This is a genomic window from Aggregicoccus sp. 17bor-14, assembly GCF_009659535.1.
Taxonomy (GTDB): domain Bacteria; phylum Myxococcota; class Myxococcia; order Myxococcales; family Myxococcaceae; genus Aggregicoccus.
In genome coordinates this window covers 1-19357 of the sequence record NZ_VJZZ01000019.1, presented here as the reverse complement: position 1 = coordinate 19357, position 19357 = coordinate 1, and the positions used below count along the sequence as shown (strand labels likewise).

Genomic DNA, 19357 nt, shown 5'->3' with positions numbered 1-19357 from the left:
GGCGGCGGGGTGTATCACGCTCCGTGCGCGCTGCGCCTGCCCGCCTGCATGCCGGCGGGCGCCTGCGCTCCCTCCAGCGGCGGGACGTACGGCCACTCGGGCAGCGCCCCCTTGCCTGCCTCCCGGGAGAGGTAGTCGGCGGCGATGTTCGCGCTCTCCATGATGGTGAGCAGCCCGCTGCCCGGGTGCGTCCCGCCCCCCACGAAGTAGAGCCCCTCCACCTCGCGGCTCTTCACCTTGGGGCGCAGGGGCCCCAGCTGGGCCCAGGTGTGGCTCAGGTTGAAGACGGCGCCGCGGAACACGTTGAAGTCGTCGCGCCAGGTCTCGGCGGTGAAGTAGCGCTCGGCGCGCACGTGCTCGCGCACCCCCTTCAGGCCGACCTTCTCCAGCATCTTCGGGATGCGCTCGCGCAGGGCGGCCTCGGTGGCCTTCCAGTCCACATCCGCCGCCGTGTTCGGGGTGGGCACCAGCACGTAGAGGGTGCTGTGGCCCGCGGGCGCACCCGAGGGGTCCGAGGCGCCCGGGTTGCACACGTAGAAGGGCGGGTCGTCCAGGTCCACCGTGCGGTCCTCGAGCGCGTCGCGGTCGGTGCGCCGCGCGCCCTCGGACAGGTAGATGAGGTGGTGGGGCAGCTCCGCGTAGGAGCGGGCCAGGCCGTAGTAGGCCATGAAGGTGCTGCACGAGTACTTCGCCTTCTCCAGGGCGCGGTCGGTGAGGCGGCTGCCCTCGCGGGCCTCGGCGGGCACCAGCTTCGTCGCCGCGTAGGCGAGGTCCGCGTTCACCACGACGGCGTCCGCCTCGAGCCGCTCTCCTCCGGCGAGCCTCACCCCGCGCACCCTTCCCGCCTCCACCCACACCTGCTCCACGGGCGTGCCGAGCCGGAACGTCGCCCCCAGGTCCTCGGCGCAGCGCTGCATCCCGCGCGCGAGCTCGCGAAAGCCCCCCTGCACGTGCCACACGCCGAAGGCGAGCTCGATGAAGGGGATGACGCTGAAGACGGAGGAGCAGGTGGTGGGGTGTAGCCCCAGGTACTTCGACGGATAGGCGAGCGCGTAAGTGATGCGGTCGTCGTGGAAGTGGCTGTCGAGCTGCCGGTACAGCGTCTGCCAGGGCTTGAAGCGCAGCGTGGGCGCGAGCCGCACCGGGTTGTAGTAGCCGAGGCTCCCCGCACTCGTGGCGATGAACTTCTCGTACGCGATGGCGTACTTCTCCTGGCCTTCCGCGAACCAGCGGCGCATGGCCTCGGGCTTGTCCGCTCCGAAGCGCGCGAGCTCGCGCGCCAGGGCCTCCGGATCGCGGTGGGTGTCCAGGTGGGTGCCGTCCCAGAAGTGCACCCGGGTGTTGGGGTGCACGGGGGTGAGGGTGACGTAGTCCTCGAGCCGCTTGCCGGCCCGGCTGAAGATCTTCTCCAGCACCCCGGGCAGCTGGAGGATGGAGGGCCCGGTGTCCACCCGGTACTCGCCCTTCTCCCCGAGGCTCAGGCCCTTCATGCGCCCGCCCGGCACCGGGTCCTTCTCCACCACGGTGACCCGCAGGCCGCGCCCCGCCAGGTTGACCGCCGCGGCGAGCCCCCCGGGCCCCGCGCCCACGACGACCACGTGCTCCACTGTGCTCCTCGCTGCCTGCTCGCTCGCGCCCATGTGGCCTGAGGATGCCCAGCCGGGCGCCGGGTTGCAGCCCCGGAGGCACCGGGCCCTGTGAAAAGCACGCGCCTGCGGGCTCCCGCATCCAGTAGGGTGCGCCGCCCCGCGCGGTGCTGCAGCGGGGGCTCTGCCTGTACGCTGCGTCCCGCAGCGGGGGCTCTGGAGGAGCAGTGGCCTCACCCGCCGTCCGCCGTCCCGCCATCCTCGCCCTGCTGCTGTCGCTTCTCGCCGCCGTCCTCCTGCCTGGCTGTGGCGGGGCGAAGGACACCGGGCGCACGGTGCGCATCGGCGTGGATGCGACCTACCCGCCCTTCGAGTCCGTGCAGGACGGGCAGTTCACCGGCTTCGACGTGGAGCTGGGCCGCGCGCTCGCCGAGGAGATGGGCGGGCGGGCGGAGTTCGTGAACACCAGCTTCGACGGCGTCTTCCCCGCGCTGCTGGGCGGCAAGTTCGACCTGGTGATGAGCGCCGTCACCATCACCGACGAGCGCCGCGCGCGCCTCGCCTTCTCCGAGCCCTACTACACCGCGGGCCAGGTGGTGGCGGTGCGCGAGGGCGAGCAGCAGGTCAAGAGCATCGACGACCTGGACGGCAAGACGGCCGGCATCCAGATCAACACCACGGCCTCGCTCGTGCTGCAGAAGCACCCGGCCGTCACCGTGCGGCAGTACCCCACCATCGACCTCGCGCTGCAGGACCTGGCCAACGGCAACCTCGCCGCGGTGGTCGGCGACGCGCCCACGCTGCGCTACTTCATCGCGCACGGCTTCGGGCGGCTCTCCACCGTGGGCGCGCTGCTCACCGAGGAGCACTACGGCATCGCCATGGACCCGCGCCGCACGGACCTCCACAAGGAGGTGAACGCGGCGCTCGCGCGGCTGCGCGCGAACGGCAAGTTCGCGGCGCTCGAGGAGAAGTACTTCGGCAAGGCGGCCGCCGCGGAGGCCGCCCAGGCGCAGGGAGCGGCGCAGCTGCCCTGGGCGCGCATGGCGCGCACGCTCTTGCGCGGGCTCGTGCTCACGGTGGCGCTCACCCTCCTCTCGCTGGTGCTGGGGCTGCCGCTGGGGCTCGCGCTCGCGCTCGCGCGCCTCAGCCGCCGCGGGTGGATCCGCGCGGTCGCGAGCAGCTACGTGGAGCTGTTTCGCGGCACGCCGCTGCTCGTGCAGATCATCTTCGTGTACTACGCGCTGCCGCAGCTGGTGGGGCTGGACCTCGCGCCCTTCGCGGCCGCGGTGCTCGCGCTCACGCTCAACTGCGCGGCGTACGTGGCGGAGATCTTCCGCGCGGGCATCGGCGCGGTGGACGCGGGGCAGCTCGAGGCCGCGCAGGCGCTGGGCCTGAGCCGCTGGCAGGGGATGCGCCACGTGGTGCTGCCGCAGGCCTTCCGCCACGCGCTGCCGCCGCTCACCAACGAGGCCATCGCGCTGCTCAAGGACTCCTCGCTCGTGTCCATCATCGGCATGGCGGAGCTCACGCGCTCGGGCCAGGAGCTCGCGAGCCAGCTCGCCGCGCCGCTCGCGGTGTGGCCCGCTGTCGCGCTCTTCTACCTGCTGGTCACCTTCCCCCTCACCCGGCTCGCCGGCGGGCTCGAGCGCCGCCTGCGCATCCAGCACTGAGGCACGCTCCCATGTCACTCGTCGAAGTGAAGGACCTGCACAAGCGCTTCGGCACCCTCGAGGTGCTGCAGGGGCTCTCCCTCACCGTGAACGCGGGCGAGGTGGTGGTGCTGGTGGGCCCCTCGGGCTGCGGCAAGAGCACGCTCCTGCGCTGCCTCAACGGCCTCGAGCTGCCCACCTCCGGCAGCGTCACGGTGGGCGGGCTGCCGGTGCTGCCGGACCCCAAGGCGCTGCAGGCGCTGCGCCGGCGCGTGGGGATGGTGTTCCAGCGCTTCCACCTCTTCCCGCACCTCACGGCGCTGCAGAACGTGATGCTCGCGCCGGTGCAGGTGCTGGGGCAGAGCCCGAAGGAGGCGGAAGCCGCGGGGCGCGAGCTGCTCGAGCGCGTGCACCTGGGGGCGAAGGCGGACGCGTACCCGCAGCAGCTCAGCGGCGGGCAGCAGCAGCGCGTGGCGATTGCGCGGGCGCTCGCGATGCGCCCCGAGCTGATGCTCTTCGACGAGCCGACGAGCGCGCTGGACCCGGAGCTGGTGGGCGAGGTGCTCGAGGTGATGCGCGAGCTCGCGCGCGACGGGATGACCATGTGCGTGGTGACGCACGAGATGGCCTTCGCCGCGGACGTGGCGCACCGGGTGCTCTTCATGGACGGCGGCCGCGTGCTGGAGGAGGGCCCGCCCTCGCAGGTGCTCAGGGCGCCGCAGCATCCGCGCGCCCGCGAGTTCCTCGCCCGCCTGCTCAACCACTGAGCCCTCGCCTCCCCGCCCGCCCTCACTGTCCACTACTGGTTCGGCAAACCCTGTACGGGATCCCCCCGGTACCAATCCGGTGTCCGGGCAGCGACGCGGGGAACGAGCAGGGGGGCGTGCACCGTTGATCCGGAAAACGCCCTTGGGCGACAACGGCGCGGCTCTCGCCAGCAGCGCGCTCGGGTGTCGGGTCCGGACGGGGCAGCGAGAGACGACCGGCCTCTGGAGTCGGCGGAGGGGAACACCTTGGCGCAACCTCAGTGCACGCTGCTCGTCGTCGACGACGACCTCGACATCCGTGACGCCCTCCAGGACGTGCTGGAGGAGGCGGGCTACTGCGTGCGCCTCGCGGCCGACGGGCAGGAGGCGCTGGAGCAGCTGCGCGAGGGCTGGTGCCCGAACCTCATCCTGCTGGACCTGATGATGCCGCGGATGAACGGCTTCGAGTTCCGGGACGTGCAGCGGCGCGAGCCGCCGCTGAGCAGCATCCCGGTGCTCCTGGCGAGCGCGGACCCGGCGCTGCCGCAGGCGGCGCGCTCGCTCGGGGTGGCGGGCTACCTGCGCAAGCCCCTGGACCTGGACGACCTGCTGGGCACGGTGGACCGGCTGTGCGGCGCGCAGGGGCTGACGCACGCCTCGGCCTGAGCTGCCCGCCTGCCGGTCGCACGCAGCTCGGGCGAGGGCGCGGGCGCTGCTGGCACCCGGCCGCCCCGCGCCTCACTCATGACCCTGCAAGGAGGAATGGGGCCATGAGGAAGCTCGTGATGGCGCTGGTGCTGGGCATGTCCGCCGGTGCGCTGGCGCAGGACGGCGGGACGAAGAAGAGCGACGGGGGCACGGACCTCGGCGCGGCGCTGCACACCGGGACGCACAAGATCCAGGAGCTGGAGCGCAAGGTGCGCGGCACCGACGGGGGCAGCGCCAGCGCCCAGGGGGCGCCGAGCGACAAGGAGCTCTCGCAGGCCTTCGACCTCAAGGGCACGGTGAAGAGCCCGAGCGCGGCCTTCCTCACGGTGCAGCGCGAGGGGCTCCCGGCGGCGAGCCTCAGCGTGCGCGACCGCACCCAGGTCACGCTCGACGGTAAGCCGGTGGACGTGAAGGACCTGCCCGAGGGCGCCGAGGTGCGCGCCAAGTTCCAGCTCGAGGGCGAGGAGCCGGTGGCGCTGCGCATCGAGGCCAAGGCCGTCAAGAAGGCCCCGGAGTCGAGCGCGGGCAAGGCGGACGCGGGCGGCAGCGCGCCCTAGCGGCCTCTCCTGAGCGCCATTGCTTCCCAGGTCCGGCGCGCTTTTGCGCTGCCGTGCCCTCGCGTTGTCCGCAGGTGGGAAACCCTCTTCCACTCCTCCCCCTGCGCTGTCCCCTTCTGACCACTGCGGTGTGGGTACGTCCCTTGCTCACGCCTCAGCGCCCAAGGGAGGACAGCGGTGACGCGACGACTGGTGGGAGCGGTGGCGGCGGCGGTGCTCGTAGGCGCGGCATGGGGCTGTGGCGATGACGGGGTGGACCAGACCCCGACGCCCATCCAGCCCCAGCCTGGCTTCGATGCGGGCGTCGATGCGGGCACGGACGCAGGCGTCGATGCGGGTATCGATGCAGGCACCGACGCCGGCACGGACGGTGGGACGGACGCGGGCACCGACGGCGGCACGGATGCCGGCACGGACGGCGGGACCGGCGGTGGCACCGATGCGGGCACCGACGGTGGCTTCGCCACGGGCGTGGGCGACCCCAGCCTGTGGCCCACCGAAGCGCAGGTGAACTACACGCAGAAGTTCGGCCTCGGCACGGTGCGCGACGTGGGCATCGACGAGGGCTACAACATCTGGCTGCTCAACGGCGGCAGCGTCGGCGTGCTGCGCCCCGGCGACACGCGCCCCAACTGGGTGAGCGGGCTCGGCCAGGCGGGCCGCGGCTTCAGTTCCACGGTCATCTGCGGTGGCGCTCCCGGCCGCGCGTACGTGGGCTACGCCGCCAGCTACAACGACATCCCCGGCGGCCAGTTCATCTACAGCCCGGATGGCTGCGACTTCGAGGGCGGCTACACCAACTGCGACCCGAGCCGCTACAGCGCCGAGCGCTTCCAGGAGTACCAGCAGGGCGACCTCGACATCGTGCGCATGGGCACGGACAACGCGCCGAAGCTCGAGGAGCACATCTGGCGCAACGTGACGAACAACCCCTTCAAGCAGGCCACGGGGCTGCGCAACACGAACGACCACCACTTCGACGAGGACCGCTCGGTCTACTCCTGTGTGCGCGCGATGCGCGGCCCGGCCAAGGGCGACGTGTTCATCGGCACGAACCACGGCTACACGCGCATCTCCGGGCTCGTCTACAACAGCCACCGCCACCCCATCTGGTACACGGCGGACAAGTCTCAGCGCGCCGGCTACGCGTACGGCATCGGCATCGCGCAGGACGGCGACGTGCTGATGGCCACCGACTGGAGCGTGGGGACCGTCAGCCCCATCGGCGACCTGAAGACCTGGGACCGCGAGGCGGACGCCACGCTCAACCCGGAGAAGATCAAGAACCGCCAGGTGCTCGAGCTGAACAGCCAGGAGGACTTCGACTTCTGGCGCGGCTTCGAACAGACGAAGGATGGCCGCTACTACCTGGGCAGCAAGGACTACGGCCTCTGGCGGCTCAAGGACGCGTCTGACGGTGCCCGGCTCGCGGATGCCCACGGCGAGCGCATCCCCGGCGCGCCCAGCAACATCCAGTCGCTCGCGGCCACCGATGACGGCTCGCTCTTCATCGGCGCCGGCGACGGCCTCTACCGGATGGACGCGAACAAGCAGATCACCCGCGTGTCCGGCCTCGGCGGCGACATCAAGCGCCTCGTCTACGACCCGACCGTGACGCCCTCCATGCTCCTCGTGCTCTCGGGCGGCACGCTCTACGTCCTCCGCGGCTACTAGCCGCGGCACTCCGCGCCGCGCACTCACCGCGCGCGGCGCCCAACCCGCAGTACCTTGCCGTCGCCAAGCCCGGGGCACGCAGTGGGGCCACACTCCCTCCCCACTGCGTGCCCTTCTTGGCGTTCTGGCAGTGCCTCAGCGGAAGATGACGAGCACGAGGTGCGCGGTCTCCTCGCCCGCGTTCCTCCAGCGCGTGCCCTTCACCGGCGCGACCTCGCCGGCCGCGAGCCTGAGCGGCTCGGGCGCAGCACCCGACCCCTCCGGCGCGACCTCGAGCGCGGCGTCGTTCACGGCGACCAGCAGCTGCCCGCGACTCTGTGGCTGGGTGCGCACGGCGCTGGGCGCCAGCTGCACGTCGTGCACGCAGAAGCCGCGGGTGCACAGCAGGGGCTCCTCGTCCACGCAGGCGGCCGCGGTGCCCGGGTTGCAGCTGTGCACGGGCTGTCCTTCCGGCTCGGGCAGCTCGTCTCCCTGCGGCTCGGCGAACTCCAGCACCACCGTGCGCAGGAGCCGCGTGTCGGTGTTGCGGTTGGAGTGGGTGAAGCCCGCGCGGTGGTAGCGCACGTCTCCTGGGGAGAGCACCTCGGTCAGGGGCATGCCTCCGACGATGCCGCCGACCACGCGGCCCTCGTCGAGGAAGACCAGCAGCAGGTCCCGATCGTGGCGGTGCAGCCGCGTGGCGCTGCCGGGCGGCAGGTCCACGCGGTAGGCCGTGACGCGCGCGTCGCGAAACAGCTCGTGGCGGAAGCGCAGCTCGGAGGCAGGCACCGGTGGGGTCTCAGCCGCCGAAGGGGCCGCGGGCTCCTGGGCGCGCCCGCTCCCGGGCAGCAGCAGCGTGAGGCTCAGGGCTGCGCTCCGGCACAGCCGCACCGAGGCCACCTTCGAGGCCCGTTTCGCTCCCCGCTCCGGGTCAGGTCGCATGGCGTCCGCTCCTCCCGGCCGCGCAGCGCAGCGCGGCACGCACATCCGGCGCAGCTCTGCTCCGGTGCGGGCTGGAAGGCACGGGAATTTCGCGCGCGCAGCCTGCCTTCTGAGTGTCCCCGGCTCACGTCGAGCCGGGGCACGCAAGGCCGGCTGCCCAGGAGGGCGGCGTGCGTGCCCCTCCGCGCCCTCCCCGTCGCTCTCCCAGGAGACCTCCCCGCATGCCGCTCAAGCCCTCCCGCCTCCCCTTCGTCGCCGGAATGACTGCCCAGGCAGTCACGGATGAAGGCCGACACGGTGACGGACTGAATGGACGCAACGAGGCCCGCCGCGGGGCGCTGAACCTCCTGCGGCGCCGCAATGAGGCGCTGGACAGGGCGCTGGACGACAAGCCGGACCCCTTCCTCACCGAGCTGCCCCCGCGGCTGCGCAAGCGCCACGGCTTCACCCTCACCGAGAACGAGCTGCACGTGCCCGGGCTGCACCCCGCGCACGACGGCCTGCGCATCGCGCAGATCTCGGACATCCACATCGGCCAGGCGACGCCGGACATGCGCATCCGCCGCGCGGTGCTGGAGATCAACGCCCGCCAGCCGGACCTCGTCTTCCTCACCGGCGACTACGTCACCCACAGCCCCAAGCCCATCCCGCGCGTGCCCGTGCTGCTGCAGGGGCTCAAGGGCCCCGTGTTCGTGGTGCTCGGCAACCACGACCACTGGGTGGACCCGCACACCCTGCGCCGCGGCCTCGAGGGCGTGGGCTACACCGTGCTGCAGAACGAGCACCGCGTGGTGCACGTGCGCGGCGCGCCCGCGTGCGTGCTGGGCATCGACGACGGGCTCACCGGCCGCGACGACGTGGAGGCCACCTTCCGCGGCGCGCCCACGAGCGGCACCCGGCTCGTGCTCGCGCACACCCCGCCCACCATCGAGAAGCTCCCGCCCCACGAGGGCCTCGTGCAGTTCAGCGGCCACACCCACGGCGGCCAGTTCGTCGTGCGCGGCCTCACCGAGGCCATCTTCAAGCGCGCAGGCCAGCCCTACATCCGCGGCCACTACGCGGTGCGCGGCAACCAGCTCTACGTGAACCGCGGCCTCGGCTTCGGGTTCGGCGGGCCCTACCTGCGCCGCGGCAGCGAGCCCGAGGTGGCGTTCTTCACGCTGCGGCCCGCGGTGCGCGCGGCCGACATGGTCTAGGCGTCGAGCACGGAGTCGCTGCTCGGCCGGCGTGCATCTCTCGGCAGGCGCACGCGGAAGGTGGTGCCGTGCTCGCGCGTGGAGTGCACCTCCACGCTGCCGCCGTGGGCGCGCGCAATCTCGCGCACCACGAAGAGCCCCAGCCCCAGGCCGCTGCTGCGCGTGCCCGTCTCGCGCAGGCTGGGAGCCTGGCGGAAGGGGTCGAAGATGCTGGGCAGCAGCTCGTTGGGGATGGGCGGCCCCGGGTTGTGGACCTGGAGCAGCACCTGCCCGCCCTCGCTCTCGCCGCAGCGCACGGTGACCTCGGCGTCCGGGCCGCTGTGCTCGAGCGCGTTGCCCAGCAGGTTGCTCAGCAGCTGGCTCAAGCGCGAGCCGTCCCACACCCCCTGCCCGTCCCCCTCCAGCTGCAGGTGGATGCGGCGCTGCGGGTGCACCGTGGCCAGCTCCTCCGCCACCTGCTTGCACACCGGGTGAAGCTCCACCGGCGCGAGGTGCAGCGGGATGCCGCCCGCGAGCCGCGCGCGGGTGAGGTCCAGGATGTCCGAGATCATCTGCCCCATGCGGTGCGCGCTCGCGTCGATGCGCTGCGCGAGCCGCAGCTCGCTCGCCGGCAGCCCCGCGCGCCGCGCGAGCGTCTTCGCCGAGAGGCTGATGGCGTTGAGGGGGTTTCTCAGGTCGTGGCCGAGGATGCCGATGAAGCGCTCGCGGAACTCCGCCTCCTGCGCCATGTGCTCGAGCGCGCGCTTGCGCTCGGTGATGTCCATCATGGTGCCGATGACGCGCAAGGGATTGCCCTGCTCGTCGCGCACCACGGTGCCGCGGTCGAGCACGTCGATGTACTCGCCGTCCGCGCGCCGGAAGCGGTACTCCTCGCGCCAGGTGTCCGAGCGGCTCGCGATGAGGTTCTCGAGGCTCGCCGCCGCGCGCTCGCGGTCCTCCGGGTGCACCTGCTGGCGCCACCAGCCCAGGTCGTGGCCCACCTGCTCCACGCGGTAGCCGAACACGTCCGAGCCGGCCTCGCCCCAGTACACGTTGCCGGTGGCGAGGTTGAGCTCCCAGAGCACGTCGTGGGTGGCGCTGGAGGCGAGCCGGTAGCGCTCGGCGGCCGCGCGCATCGCCTCCTCGGCGCGCTCGCGCTCGGTGCAGTCGAGCACCACGCCCACCATGCGCGCGGGGCGCCCGTCCTCGTCGTGGAAGGTCTGCCCGGTGGTCTCGTAGGTGCGCACCCGGCCGCTGGGCCACACGCCGCGGAAGCGGAACGCGTACGCGCCCTGCGCCTCCTGCCCGCGCGAGATGGCCTCGCGCACCATCTCCTCGTCCTCCGGGTGCACGCAGCTGAGGAACTGCTGCAGGCTGTCGCCGAGCCCGCCGGGCTCCAGGCCGAAGAAGGCCTCGGCGCGCGGGCTCCAGGTCACCCGCTTGTGCTCGTAGGTCCACTCCCAGGCGACCATGTTGGCCGTCTGCAGCGCGAGCCGCAGGTGCTCCTCGCGCGCGCTGAGCACGCGCTCGGCGCGCTTGCGCTCGCTGATGTCCGTGAGGCTGAGGCCCACGCCCTGCGCGGGGCTGCCCGGCCCGTGGCGCCCCACCGGGAAGGCCACCACCTGCCAGTCGCCGCCCACCGGCACCCCGCTCCACGTCTCCGGGGTGAGCTCCGCCACCACGGGGCCGCCCACCTCGAGCGCGAGCCGGCACAGGGGCACCAGCACCGGCTGCAGGTGCGGAGCGAGCTGCGCCCCCAGCGCCTCGCCCTCCTGCAGCCCCTCCATGTGCGCGAGCGCGGGGTTCACCAGCGTGTGCTGCAGGTCCAGGTCGAGCAGGCCCATGCCCACCGGCGCGTCCGCGAGCAGCGCGTCGTACACCTGCAGCGCCCCCTCCGCGGCCTTGCGCGCCTCGCGCTCCTCGGCGAGCGCCTCGAGCAGCGCCCCTTCCGTCTCGCGCACCGGCGGGGCGGCGGCGAGCCACAGCGCGAAGCCGTCCTCGTGCTTCACCGCCGTGGCGCGGTACCACGCGTCTCCCGAGCCCGCGCCCGAGCCCGGGGCGCGCAGCCGCAGGTCGCGCGAGTAGGGCTCGCCCGTGTCCACCACCCGTGCGAGCGCGTGGAAGTCGAGCAGTCCCGGGGGCGCCCCGCGCTCGGCGGCCTCGGGGGTGGACCACAGCGGGTGCAGGCGCCCGAGGCGGAAGTCGCGCACCAGCGCCTCGGCGGCGGCGTTGAGGTGGGTGCCGGCGAAGTCCCGCAGCAGCCCGTCCTCGCTGCGCACGGCCTCGAAGTGCAGGCAGGGCGCGGCGCGCTCCACGTGTAGGCTCCGGGCCAGGCTCGGCCCGGGCCCTGGCACCCTGGACAGACTCATGCTGCGCTTCCCCCTCTGCGCGTGCACCCGCCTCCAAGCCTGCCCTCCCTTTGCGCTCCAAGGGAAGCCCCCCCACCCTGCCCCGCGGGACAGGGGTGGGACGGGCTCCTGGACCGGGGGGTGGCTAGACAGCGGGCAGCAGCTCGTGCAGCAGCGCGGGCAGCTCGGCCCAGCCCCCGGGCAGCTCCACGCTGCGCACGCCGCGCAGGTCCAGGTAGCGCGCGAGGAAGGCGGTGGCGTCCTCACCGGGCGCGGGCGGCGCGCGCACCCAGAAGTGGCGGCACAGCGCCTGGCGCTGGGCGCGCAGCACGCGGGGCCCGGAGGCGCGGGCGCGCGCGAACTGCGCCGCCTTGTCCGCCTCCACCTCGTTCGCGCGCAGCGCGAGCCAGCGCAGCAGGTTGAGGTCCGTCATGGACAGCCCGACGAAGACGCAGCGGCTGTCGTGCAGCACGAAGGACATCACCCGGTTGGCGAAGCTCATCGGCTCGGCGACGCTGGCCCAGTACTGCGCGTCCGTGAAGACGAGCGCGTCCGGCGCCTCCTCGTGCCAGCGGGGCGTGCGCGCGCCGCGCCGCTCGCGCATGCCCGGGCCCGAGGGCAGGAAGCCGTGCAGGTGGTAGAGCGGGAGCGGCTGCTCGCCCAGGCCGCGCTCGGGGTGGTGGCTCGCGCGCACCAGGGGCTTCACGGCCGGGGCGCTTCCCGCGGGCTGCAGCGCGCGCACCGCCTGCTCGAGCAGGTCGTCCACGTTGAAGCTCACCGCGCGCACCACGCGCCGCAGGCTCCCGCGCCCGTGCTCCTGCACCAGCGCGCGCGCGAGCGCCCCCAGCGTGCCGCCGCCTCCCCCGCGCAGCGCCGCGGGCGAGGGCAGGCGCACGTCGCGGTAGAGGCGCGCGCGCAGCGCCCGGGTGAAGTCCTCCTGCCCGCGCGCGCGCGCCACCCGCTCCAGCGCGAGCGGCAGCAGGTTGGGCAGCGCGTGGGCGTCCGGCAGGGGCTCGCGGGGGAAGGTGTCCTGCCAGAGGCTCGCGACGAGCGCGGGCCAGCTGGGCACGCCCTGCGCGAGGCTCACCCCGGCACCCAGCACCAGGGTGAGGCCGCCCTTGCGCGCCTCCTGGACGAGGGCCTGACGTGCGGAGCGGCGCGCGGTCATTACCAGCGCACGCGCATGGTGCCGCTGTGGCCGTCCGGCGCGACGCGCGCGGGCTCGAGCACGCCGCTCTTCACCTTCAGCTCCTCGAAGATGTGGCGCAGCGCGCCCTCCCACGCGGCGAACTGCACCACCCCCATGGGGTAGGTGGAGCGCATGGTGAGGGTGCCCGTGCGCGGGCCCTCCGCGGCGTACTCGAAGCGCAGCCCGCGGAAGAAGGGCTTGCAGAGCGCGTCCAGGTGGCTGAACAGCACGTCCGGCGTGTTGCCGTGCAGCGCCGCGGTGGCCTGGATCATGGGCCGCAGGTGCTGCAGCGTGGACAGGCGCGTGGCCTCGTAGCCGAGCTGCCGGATGCCCTCGATGCCGCGCTGGCCCACCACCGCGCGGAAGATCTCCGCCAGCTCGTTGCCCCCGAGCCACTCGCGGTGCGTGGGCGGCGTGTCCATCAGCGCCTGCACGCGCGCCGAGACGGCGGCGCGCACCGGCGCGCGCAGGCCCATCGCGTCCAGCCCCGCGACGTAGCTGCGAAAGAGGCTGCCCGTCACCCTCGAGTCTTCTGCGGCTCCGCTCACGTACGCTTCCCCTGCGGCGGGACCGGCCCGACCCGCGACACGTCGCAGTGTAACGCTCCGGCCCCCACGCGTCGCGCGCGGCCTGCCTGGCCGGCGGGCGTGGTCCGCCGCGCCCCGCCCGGGTCGGGGCGGACCGCGGCGCACGAAGGACTAGGGGCGCGGGGGCGCGGGCAGGCGCACGGTGAAGGTGGCGCCCTGCCCCTCGCCCGCGCTGTGCACCGCCACGCTGCCGCCGTGCAGCTCCACCAGGTGGCGCACGATGGCGAGCCCCAGCCCCAGGCCGCCGTGCGCGCGCGTGGCGGCGCCGTCCTGCTGGCGGAAGCGGTCGAAGACGTAGGGGAGGAAGTCCGCGCGGATGCCCTGGCCGCTGTCCTTCACCTGCAGACAGCGCGTGCCGTCCTCCTCCTCGCAAAGGGAGACCTCCACGCGGCCGCCGGGCGGGGTGAACTTGAGCGCGTTGGAGAGCAGGTTCCACGTCACCTGCTGCAGGCGGTCCGCGTCCCCGCTCACCTGGGCCTCCTGGTCCTCCAGCCCATCGAGCGCCGCCACCAGCTCGATGTCGCGCGCGTCCGCGGTGGGGCGCACGCTCTCCAGCGCCGCGTCCACCACGCGCGCGAGCGCCACCGGCTGCAGCTGCAGGCGCATCTTGCCGGTGATGATGCGGCTCACGTCCAGCAGGTCCTCGATGAGCTGGGTCTGCGCGCGCGCGTTGCGCTCCACCGTCTCCAGCGCGCGCGCCTGCTTCGCGGGGCCGAGCACCCCGCTGCGCAGCATCTGGGTCCAGCCGAGGATCGCCGTGAGCGGCGTGCGCAGCTCGTGGCTCAGCGTGGCGAGGAACTCGTCCTTCGCGCGGTTGGCCTCCTCGGCGCGGCGGCGCTCCGCCTGGGCGAGCTCGTAGAGGCGCGCGTGCTCGAGCGCGGTGGCCGCGCGGCGCGCCACCTCCTCGGCGACGAGCAGGTCCTCGGGCGTGTAGTGGCGCGCGCCGTCCATCAGCCCGAAGGTGACCACGCCCTCCGGCCGGCCGCCGATGAAGAGCGGCACGAAGAGGGCGGAGCACGGCGAGAGCCGGCGCAGCAGCGCGAGGTGCTCCTCGCCGCCGCTCGCCATCGCGCCCAGCTGCTCCTCGGAGAGCGCCTGCGCGAGGCGGGACTGGCCGGTGCGCAGCACCACGGGGTAGCCGGCGGGGCAGTCCTCCGGGAAGGGGAAGCGCTGGTGCAGCTCCTCGAGCAGGGCGCGGCCCTCGGGGTCCTTGTGGTGCACGGCCACCAGGCGCGCCGGGCCCTCCTCGCTGCGCACGAAGATGTGGCACCAGTCCGCGAAGAAGGGCACCGCGGTGCGCACCAGCGCCGCGAGCGTGGCGTCCACGCGCAAGGAGGCCGAGAGGGCGGCGTTCGCCTCGGCGAGGAAGGCGAGCACGGAGGTGGCGCGCCGGTGCGCGGTGACGTCCGTGTTCGCGCCCACCCACTCGCGCACGCGCCCGTCCGGCTCCAGCACCGGCACCGCGCGCGCGCTCAGCCAGCGCCAGGCGCCGTCCGCGCGCCGCAGCCGGTACTCGCAGCCGAAGGGGGCGCCCTGCTGCAGCGCCTGCGCCCAGGCGTGGGTCACCTGGGCGCGGTCCTCGGGGTGGACGGCCTCCAGCCAGCCCCAGCCCTCGTACGCCGCGCGCCCCTGGCCGGTGAAGCGGGCCCAGCCCGGGTTGTCCGCGACGAGCGCCCCCTGCGCATCCGCCGTCCACACCAGCGCGGTGGTGGCCTCCAGCAGGCTGCGCAGCCGCGCCTCCGCGGCCGGTGACGCAGGCGCGGCGAGGGGCGGGAGGGAGCCGTGGAGGGGGGAGCTCGGCAGCGAGCGCATGCCTCGCCATAGCAGCACGTGCAGGGGCGCGCGCCGGCGGGGGGCAGGGACTGACGCGGGGGCAACAGCGCTGCCCCCGCGCGCGGGCCGCGCGTGTCCACTCGTGCCCAGTCGCGCGGCGGCTAGTAGCGCCCCTTCACCCCGAGGATGGGGATGGCCACGGGGATGGCCGAGGGGCGCTTCGAGTACTGCCCGGTGAGCGCGTTCACGCTGTAGTCGAAGCCGGTCACCTCGCGGCTCAGCGTGACGTTGAGCATGTCCAGGTAGGCCTCGAGCGTGAAGGCGTCGTAGGCCCAGCTCTTGGCGATGCGCACGTCGAGGCGGACGAAGCCGGGCAGGCGCTCGGCGCGGTCGCGGTCCAGCGGCACCCACTCGGGGCTGCCCTCCGAGTCGAAGCCGGGCTGGCTGGGGCCGGCGCCGAGCAGGCCGTTCTCCGGGCGCCCGGTGTTGAAGTGGAACACGCCGCCCAGGGTGAAGCTGTGGGCGAACTTGCGGCTGAGCACGAGGTTGAGGATGTGCGTCTGGTCGAAGGCGAAGGGCAGGTCCTCGCTCGCCTCGCCCACCACGCGGCCGCGCGCGTCGTAGCGGTAGAAGCGGGTGAAGCGGGTGCTGCGGCTGAGCGAGTAGCTGAGCCAGCCAAACCAGTTGCCGCCCAGCGGGTGGCGCAGCATCAGCTCCACGCCGTAGGCGAGCCCGTGCGAGGAGAGGTCCGGCAGCTCCGGGATGTCGTTGGGCCGGCCGTCGCCGGGGTCGGGCCGGTCCACGCGGTCCTGCAGCGTCTCGTCCGCGAAGGGCGTCATCTCCACGGTGCGCACCAGCGGGTTCACGTACGCGTCCACGCTGAGGTTGAGGAGGCGCCAGCCCGTGTACTCGACGCCGCCGGAGAGCTGCAGCGCGCGCTGCAGGCCCTGCGGCAGCCCCGCGAGGTCCACCACCGGCAGGCTGATGAGGGTGGTGGGCGTCTGGTGATAGATGCCCGCGCCCGCCTTGAGCGTGACGGTGTCGCTCGCGCGCAGGCGCGCGCTGAGGCGCGGCTCCACCGCGAGCGCGTTCAGGCCGCCGTGGCTCACCAGGTGGTAGTTGTCCAGGCGCAGGCCCGGGGTGAGGGTGAGGCGCGCGGTGGGCTCCCACAGCAGTTCGCTCCACACGCCCGAGAAGGTGGCGAGCTCGCGAGGCTGCTCCTCCGACACGCGGCGCGGCTCGCGTCCCGTGCCGGTGGACACCAGCGTGTCGAGCGAGACGGCGGCGCGCCGCTGCTCCACGTCCGCTCCGCTGCGCAGGGAGAGGCGCTGGGCGAGCGGGTGCGTGAAGCCGAGGCGCGCCGCGTAGGTGTACTGGTCCACCGCGAACTGCGAGCCCATGGCGTCGCCCGCGTCCGGCGCCTCGCTGCGGCGGATGTTGTCGATGCCGAAGCGGTCCAGGCCCCAGGTGACGCCCAGCTCGAGCTCGCCCCGGCCCACGGGCTGCGTGTGGCGCAGGTCCACGCGGTGGAAGAGCACCGTCTGCATCGCGGTGTCGCTCAGCGCGTCCTGGGCCTTCAGCCCCACTGCGTCCGAGGAGCCGAAGGCGAAGAGGCGCAGGCGCCCGCCGCCGCGGATGCGCTGCTCCACGCGCGCCTGGTAGTCGTAGAAGTCCAGCACCACCTTCTGCGGCAGCTGGCCCGGCGGGGGCGCCGCCTGCATCTTCGTGGCGGCGAGCCCCACCAGCCAGGGCGTGTACGAGAAGCGCCCGGCGAGCGAGACGTTGGTGCCGGTGGACTGGAAGGGGTACTCGATGAAGAGCCCCGCGTTGATGAGGTCCGCGTAGGCGCTGCCGTGCACGCGGTCGTCGTGCGGGCGGCTCAGGCGCCCGTCGATGGCGCCGCCCATCTGCCGGCCGTACTGGGCCGGGGGGTTGCCCGCGTAGAAGTCGATGGTGTCGATGAAGTCCGGGTGGAGGATGGCCGGACCGAGGAAGAGGTGGAAGAGGAGCGGGACGCGGATGCCGTCCAGGAAGTAGCCCGTGCTCGAGGGCTGCCCGCCGCGCACCACCGGGTAGGCCACGCCGGACAGCATGCTGCCCACGCCGGGCATCAGCATCACCACGCGGAAGGGGTCGCCCATGGTGCCGGGCACCTCGCGCAGCTCCTGGTCGTGCAGCGTGACGCGGCTCACCTCGGTGCGCGGCCGCTCCGCGCGCACCACCGTCTCGTAGGGGTTCACCACGAGCGGCTCGAGCGCGTAGAGCACCTGCAGCACCTCGCCCGAGCGCACGCGCTCCTGGAAGACGCCGGGGCGGTAGCCGGGCGCCGTCACGCGCAGGGTGTGCTCGCCGGGGGCGAGCCGCACCTCGAAGTGCCCGTCCGCGCCGGACTCCCCCAGCAGCTGCTCCGCGGCGGGCGGCTCCTTGGAAACCTCGATGGGGACCTCGACGATCACCGCGCCGGCGAGCGGGCGGCGGTTGCCCTTGGCGCGCACCTGGCCGCTGAGGCTCACGGGGCGCGGGGCCTCCGCGGCGCTCAGGGTGCCGGAGCCCTCGGGCGCGGGCTGCGGCGCGACGAAGCGGTACTCGAAGGTGAGGCGCACCGGGCTGGGCACGCCGTCCACCGTGGCGGGGCTGAAGCGCAGGCCCGTGGCGGCCTGCAGCGCGGCCTCGTCCAGCAGCGGCTGCACGGGCTGCGCGACCTTGGCCTCGGCCACCTCGCCCTGCGCATTCACCAGCAGCTCCAGCTGCACCACGCCGCTCGCGCCCTGGGCCGCGAGCTCGGGCGGGTAGTGCGCCGGGCTGTCCTGCAGCAGCGCGGGCGGCACCACGACGGGACCCGAGCCGCCGTCCGCTGCCGCCACGCCGAGCTCCGTGCCCCCGTCCGGCGCGGCCTGCAGGGGCAGCTCGACGGTGGCGCTGCCCGCGTCCGCGGCGCTCTGCGGCGGCAGCTCGGCAGCAGCACCGCCCGCGTCCGCGGCGTCCTGCGGCGACAGCCCGGCGGTGGCGCCGCTGCTGCCTCCTGCAGCCTGCGCGGGCGGCTCGACGGTGGAGCTGTTCCCGTCCACCGTGGCCTGGGCGAGCGCGGCCCGCGGCGCAGCGGCAAGTAGGACGGCCAGCAGGACGCCGCAGGGCAGCGCCGGAGCCCCCCCCGTCTTCCCCATCGAGCGTGTGCGGCTCATGTGCGGCGCTCCCCCTCGCGGACGCCCCGCGCCTCGCCCCCCGCATTGAGAGGCTGCGGGCCCCCCCGGGCACAAGCCCCCCTGCCCGCCGAACCACGCGAGGGCGAACAGGCAAACACTCGCTCTGCCCACTGTCGCTCCCCAGCGCCCGGTCGCGTCCCCACCTCGGAGGAGAGCGGGTGACGCACGGGCAACGTCACCGCGGCGCGGGGCCGCATGGGGCGGACGCGCAGTGCAGGGAGGCAGAGGAGGCGATGGACGTGGACAGCCCGCGCAGTGACGGGACCCTGCGGGTCCTGGTGGTCGAGGACCACGCCGACAGCCGCGAGCTGCTCGTCGACTTCCTCGAGATGCAGGGCTACGCGGTGGACGTCGCCCTGCACGGGCTGGAAGCGCTCGCCCGGCTGCGCGCGGGGCCTCGCCCGGACGTGGTGCTGCTGGACCTGATGATGCCGCGGCTCACCGGCTGGGAGCTGATGGAGCACGTGCGGGACGAGCCCGTGCTCGCGTGCCAGCAGCTCGCGGTGGTGGTGGTGTCGGGCGCGGGACCGAGCCGGCCCCTGCCTCAGGGCATCCGCGCCGCGCTGCCCAAACCCCTGGACCTGGACGCGCTGGTGGCCACGCTGGGCGCGCTGCAGCTCGCGCCGCCTCAGGCGTGAAGCTGCGCGGTGGGCTCGGCCGAGAGCCACGGTCCGCCCAGCTCCAGCAGGTGCAGCCGGCCGGCGGCCCGGTCCAGCCGGTAGCGCAGGCGGATGCCCGCGCCGAGCAGTACCGGGTCTCCCGCGCTCACCGGAGGCAGCGCCAGGGCACGTCCACACAGCAGCTGCGCGAGCTCGCGCTCGAGGCGCTCGCGCAGCGCGGGAGGGCAGAGGGAGAGCGCCCGGGCCGCACGCGGAGAGAGCTGGAGTCGAAGGGCCATGGTGCCAGGGAAGCTGGGCAGCGCCACGCCTGGCAGCAAGCCCTGCAGGCAACCGGTTCTTTCGGCAGAACGCGCGGGCTGTCGGGCGGCGGACGAAGGGCACGTGCAGGGGCTCCGGGGAGCGCCAGGCGGGACGGTGCTCCGTCGCGCCTGCCCAGCGCGGAGGGGCAGTGCCCAGCGGGGCGCTCCGGGGGCGGACAGTCGGTGGACGGAACGTTTCTCAAGATCCAACACATCTCGGCAGCGCGGTAGGACGGGCGGCATGGCGCCAGCGCTCGTGGTGAGAGAAGCCGAGGAGGAGGCCGTCGCGGTGGGGGTGGAGTACGCGGGGGCGCGGCTG

At 73.9% G+C, this 19357-nt stretch carries 15 protein-coding genes; 7 read left to right on the top strand and 8 right to left on the bottom strand.

Annotated features, from left to right (window positions below; genetic code table 11):
- Positions 1-14: 14 nt before the first annotated feature.
- The gene (locus FGE12_RS26680; protein WP_153869448.1) at positions 15-1640 is read right to left on the bottom strand and encodes an NAD(P)/FAD-dependent oxidoreductase; all 1626 of its coding nucleotides are present in this window, start codon (positions 1638-1640) and stop codon (positions 15-17) included.
- A gap of 173 nt (positions 1641-1813) precedes the next feature.
- Here FGE12_RS26680 and FGE12_RS26675 point away from each other — a divergent pair, with 173 nt between their 5' ends.
- The 5 genes from FGE12_RS26675 to FGE12_RS26655 all read left to right on the top strand — a co-directional run bounded on the left by FGE12_RS26675 (position 1814) and on the right by FGE12_RS26655 (position 6923).
- Complete coding sequence (locus FGE12_RS26675; protein WP_194798309.1) at positions 1814-3259, top strand: ABC transporter permease subunit; 1446 nt, start codon at positions 1814-1816, stop codon at positions 3257-3259.
- A gap of 11 nt (positions 3260-3270) precedes the next feature.
- Positions 3271-4005, top strand: a complete 735-nt coding sequence (locus FGE12_RS26670) for an amino acid ABC transporter ATP-binding protein (RefSeq protein ID WP_153869446.1) — start codon at positions 3271-3273, stop codon at positions 4003-4005.
- Between the two features lie 246 nt (positions 4006-4251).
- On the top strand, positions 4252-4650 hold the full coding sequence (locus FGE12_RS26665) for a response regulator (protein ID WP_153869445.1): 399 nt from the start codon (positions 4252-4254) through the stop codon (positions 4648-4650).
- A 104-nt stretch (positions 4651-4754) separates the two neighbouring features.
- Positions 4755-5249: a hypothetical protein gene (locus FGE12_RS26660; RefSeq protein WP_153869444.1), complete on the top strand. Its 495-nt coding sequence runs from the start codon at positions 4755-4757 to the stop codon at positions 5247-5249.
- Positions 5250-5426: 177 nt separating this feature from the next.
- Positions 5427-6923 carry a hypothetical protein gene (locus FGE12_RS26655; protein WP_194798308.1) on the top strand — a complete coding sequence of 499 codons (1497 nt, stop codon included), beginning with the start codon at positions 5427-5429 and terminating at the stop codon, positions 6921-6923.
- Between the two features lie 135 nt (positions 6924-7058).
- On the opposite strand, the gene FGE12_RS26650 is transcribed toward FGE12_RS26655, so the two are convergent.
- Positions 7059-7844 carry a hypothetical protein gene (locus tag FGE12_RS26650; RefSeq protein WP_153869443.1) on the bottom strand — a complete coding sequence of 262 codons (786 nt, stop codon included), beginning with the start codon at positions 7842-7844 and terminating at the stop codon, positions 7059-7061.
- Between the two features lie 221 nt (positions 7845-8065).
- Here FGE12_RS26650 and FGE12_RS26645 point away from each other — a divergent pair, with 221 nt between their 5' ends.
- On the top strand, positions 8066-9040 hold the full coding sequence (locus FGE12_RS26645) for a metallophosphoesterase (RefSeq protein WP_228531139.1): 975 nt from the start codon (positions 8066-8068) through the stop codon (positions 9038-9040).
- On the opposite strand, the gene FGE12_RS26640 is transcribed toward FGE12_RS26645, so the two are convergent.
- The 5 genes from FGE12_RS26640 to FGE12_RS26620 form a co-directional block, all read right to left on the bottom strand.
- Positions 9037-11334, bottom strand: coding sequence for a PAS domain-containing protein (locus FGE12_RS26640; protein ID WP_153869442.1), 2298 nt, complete (start codon positions 11332-11334; stop codon positions 9037-9039). The genes FGE12_RS26645 and FGE12_RS26640 overlap by 4 nt on opposite strands.
- A 178-nt stretch (positions 11335-11512) precedes the next feature.
- Complete coding sequence (locus FGE12_RS26635; protein WP_153869441.1) at positions 11513-12535, bottom strand: SIR2 family protein; 1023 nt, start codon at positions 12533-12535, stop codon at positions 11513-11515.
- On the bottom strand, positions 12535-13077 hold the full coding sequence (locus tag FGE12_RS26630; protein ID WP_153869440.1) for a hypothetical protein: 543 nt from the start codon (positions 13075-13077) through the stop codon (positions 12535-12537). The genes FGE12_RS26635 and FGE12_RS26630 overlap by 1 nt, the downstream gene beginning before the upstream one ends.
- A 177-nt stretch (positions 13078-13254) precedes the next feature.
- Entirely contained in the window at positions 13255-14955 is a 1701-nt protein-coding gene (locus FGE12_RS26625) for an ATP-binding protein (protein WP_153869439.1), read from the bottom strand.
- Positions 14956-15077: 122 nt separating this feature from the next.
- Complete coding sequence (locus tag FGE12_RS26620) at positions 15078-18098, bottom strand: TonB family protein (RefSeq protein ID WP_228531138.1); 3021 nt, start codon at positions 18096-18098, stop codon at positions 15078-15080.
- Between the two features lie 254 nt (positions 18099-18352).
- Between FGE12_RS26620 and FGE12_RS26615 the strand changes: the two genes are divergently transcribed.
- Positions 18353-18757 carry a response regulator gene (locus tag FGE12_RS26615; protein ID WP_153869438.1) on the top strand — a complete coding sequence of 135 codons (405 nt, stop codon included), beginning with the start codon at positions 18353-18355 and terminating at the stop codon, positions 18755-18757.
- On the opposite strand, the gene FGE12_RS26610 is transcribed toward FGE12_RS26615, so the two are convergent.
- Positions 18748-19017: a hypothetical protein gene (locus FGE12_RS26610; RefSeq protein WP_153869437.1), complete on the bottom strand. Its 270-nt coding sequence runs from the start codon at positions 19015-19017 to the stop codon at positions 18748-18750. The two genes, FGE12_RS26615 and FGE12_RS26610, sit on opposite strands and share 10 nt — an antisense overlap.
- Positions 19018-19357: the final 340 nt, after the last annotated feature.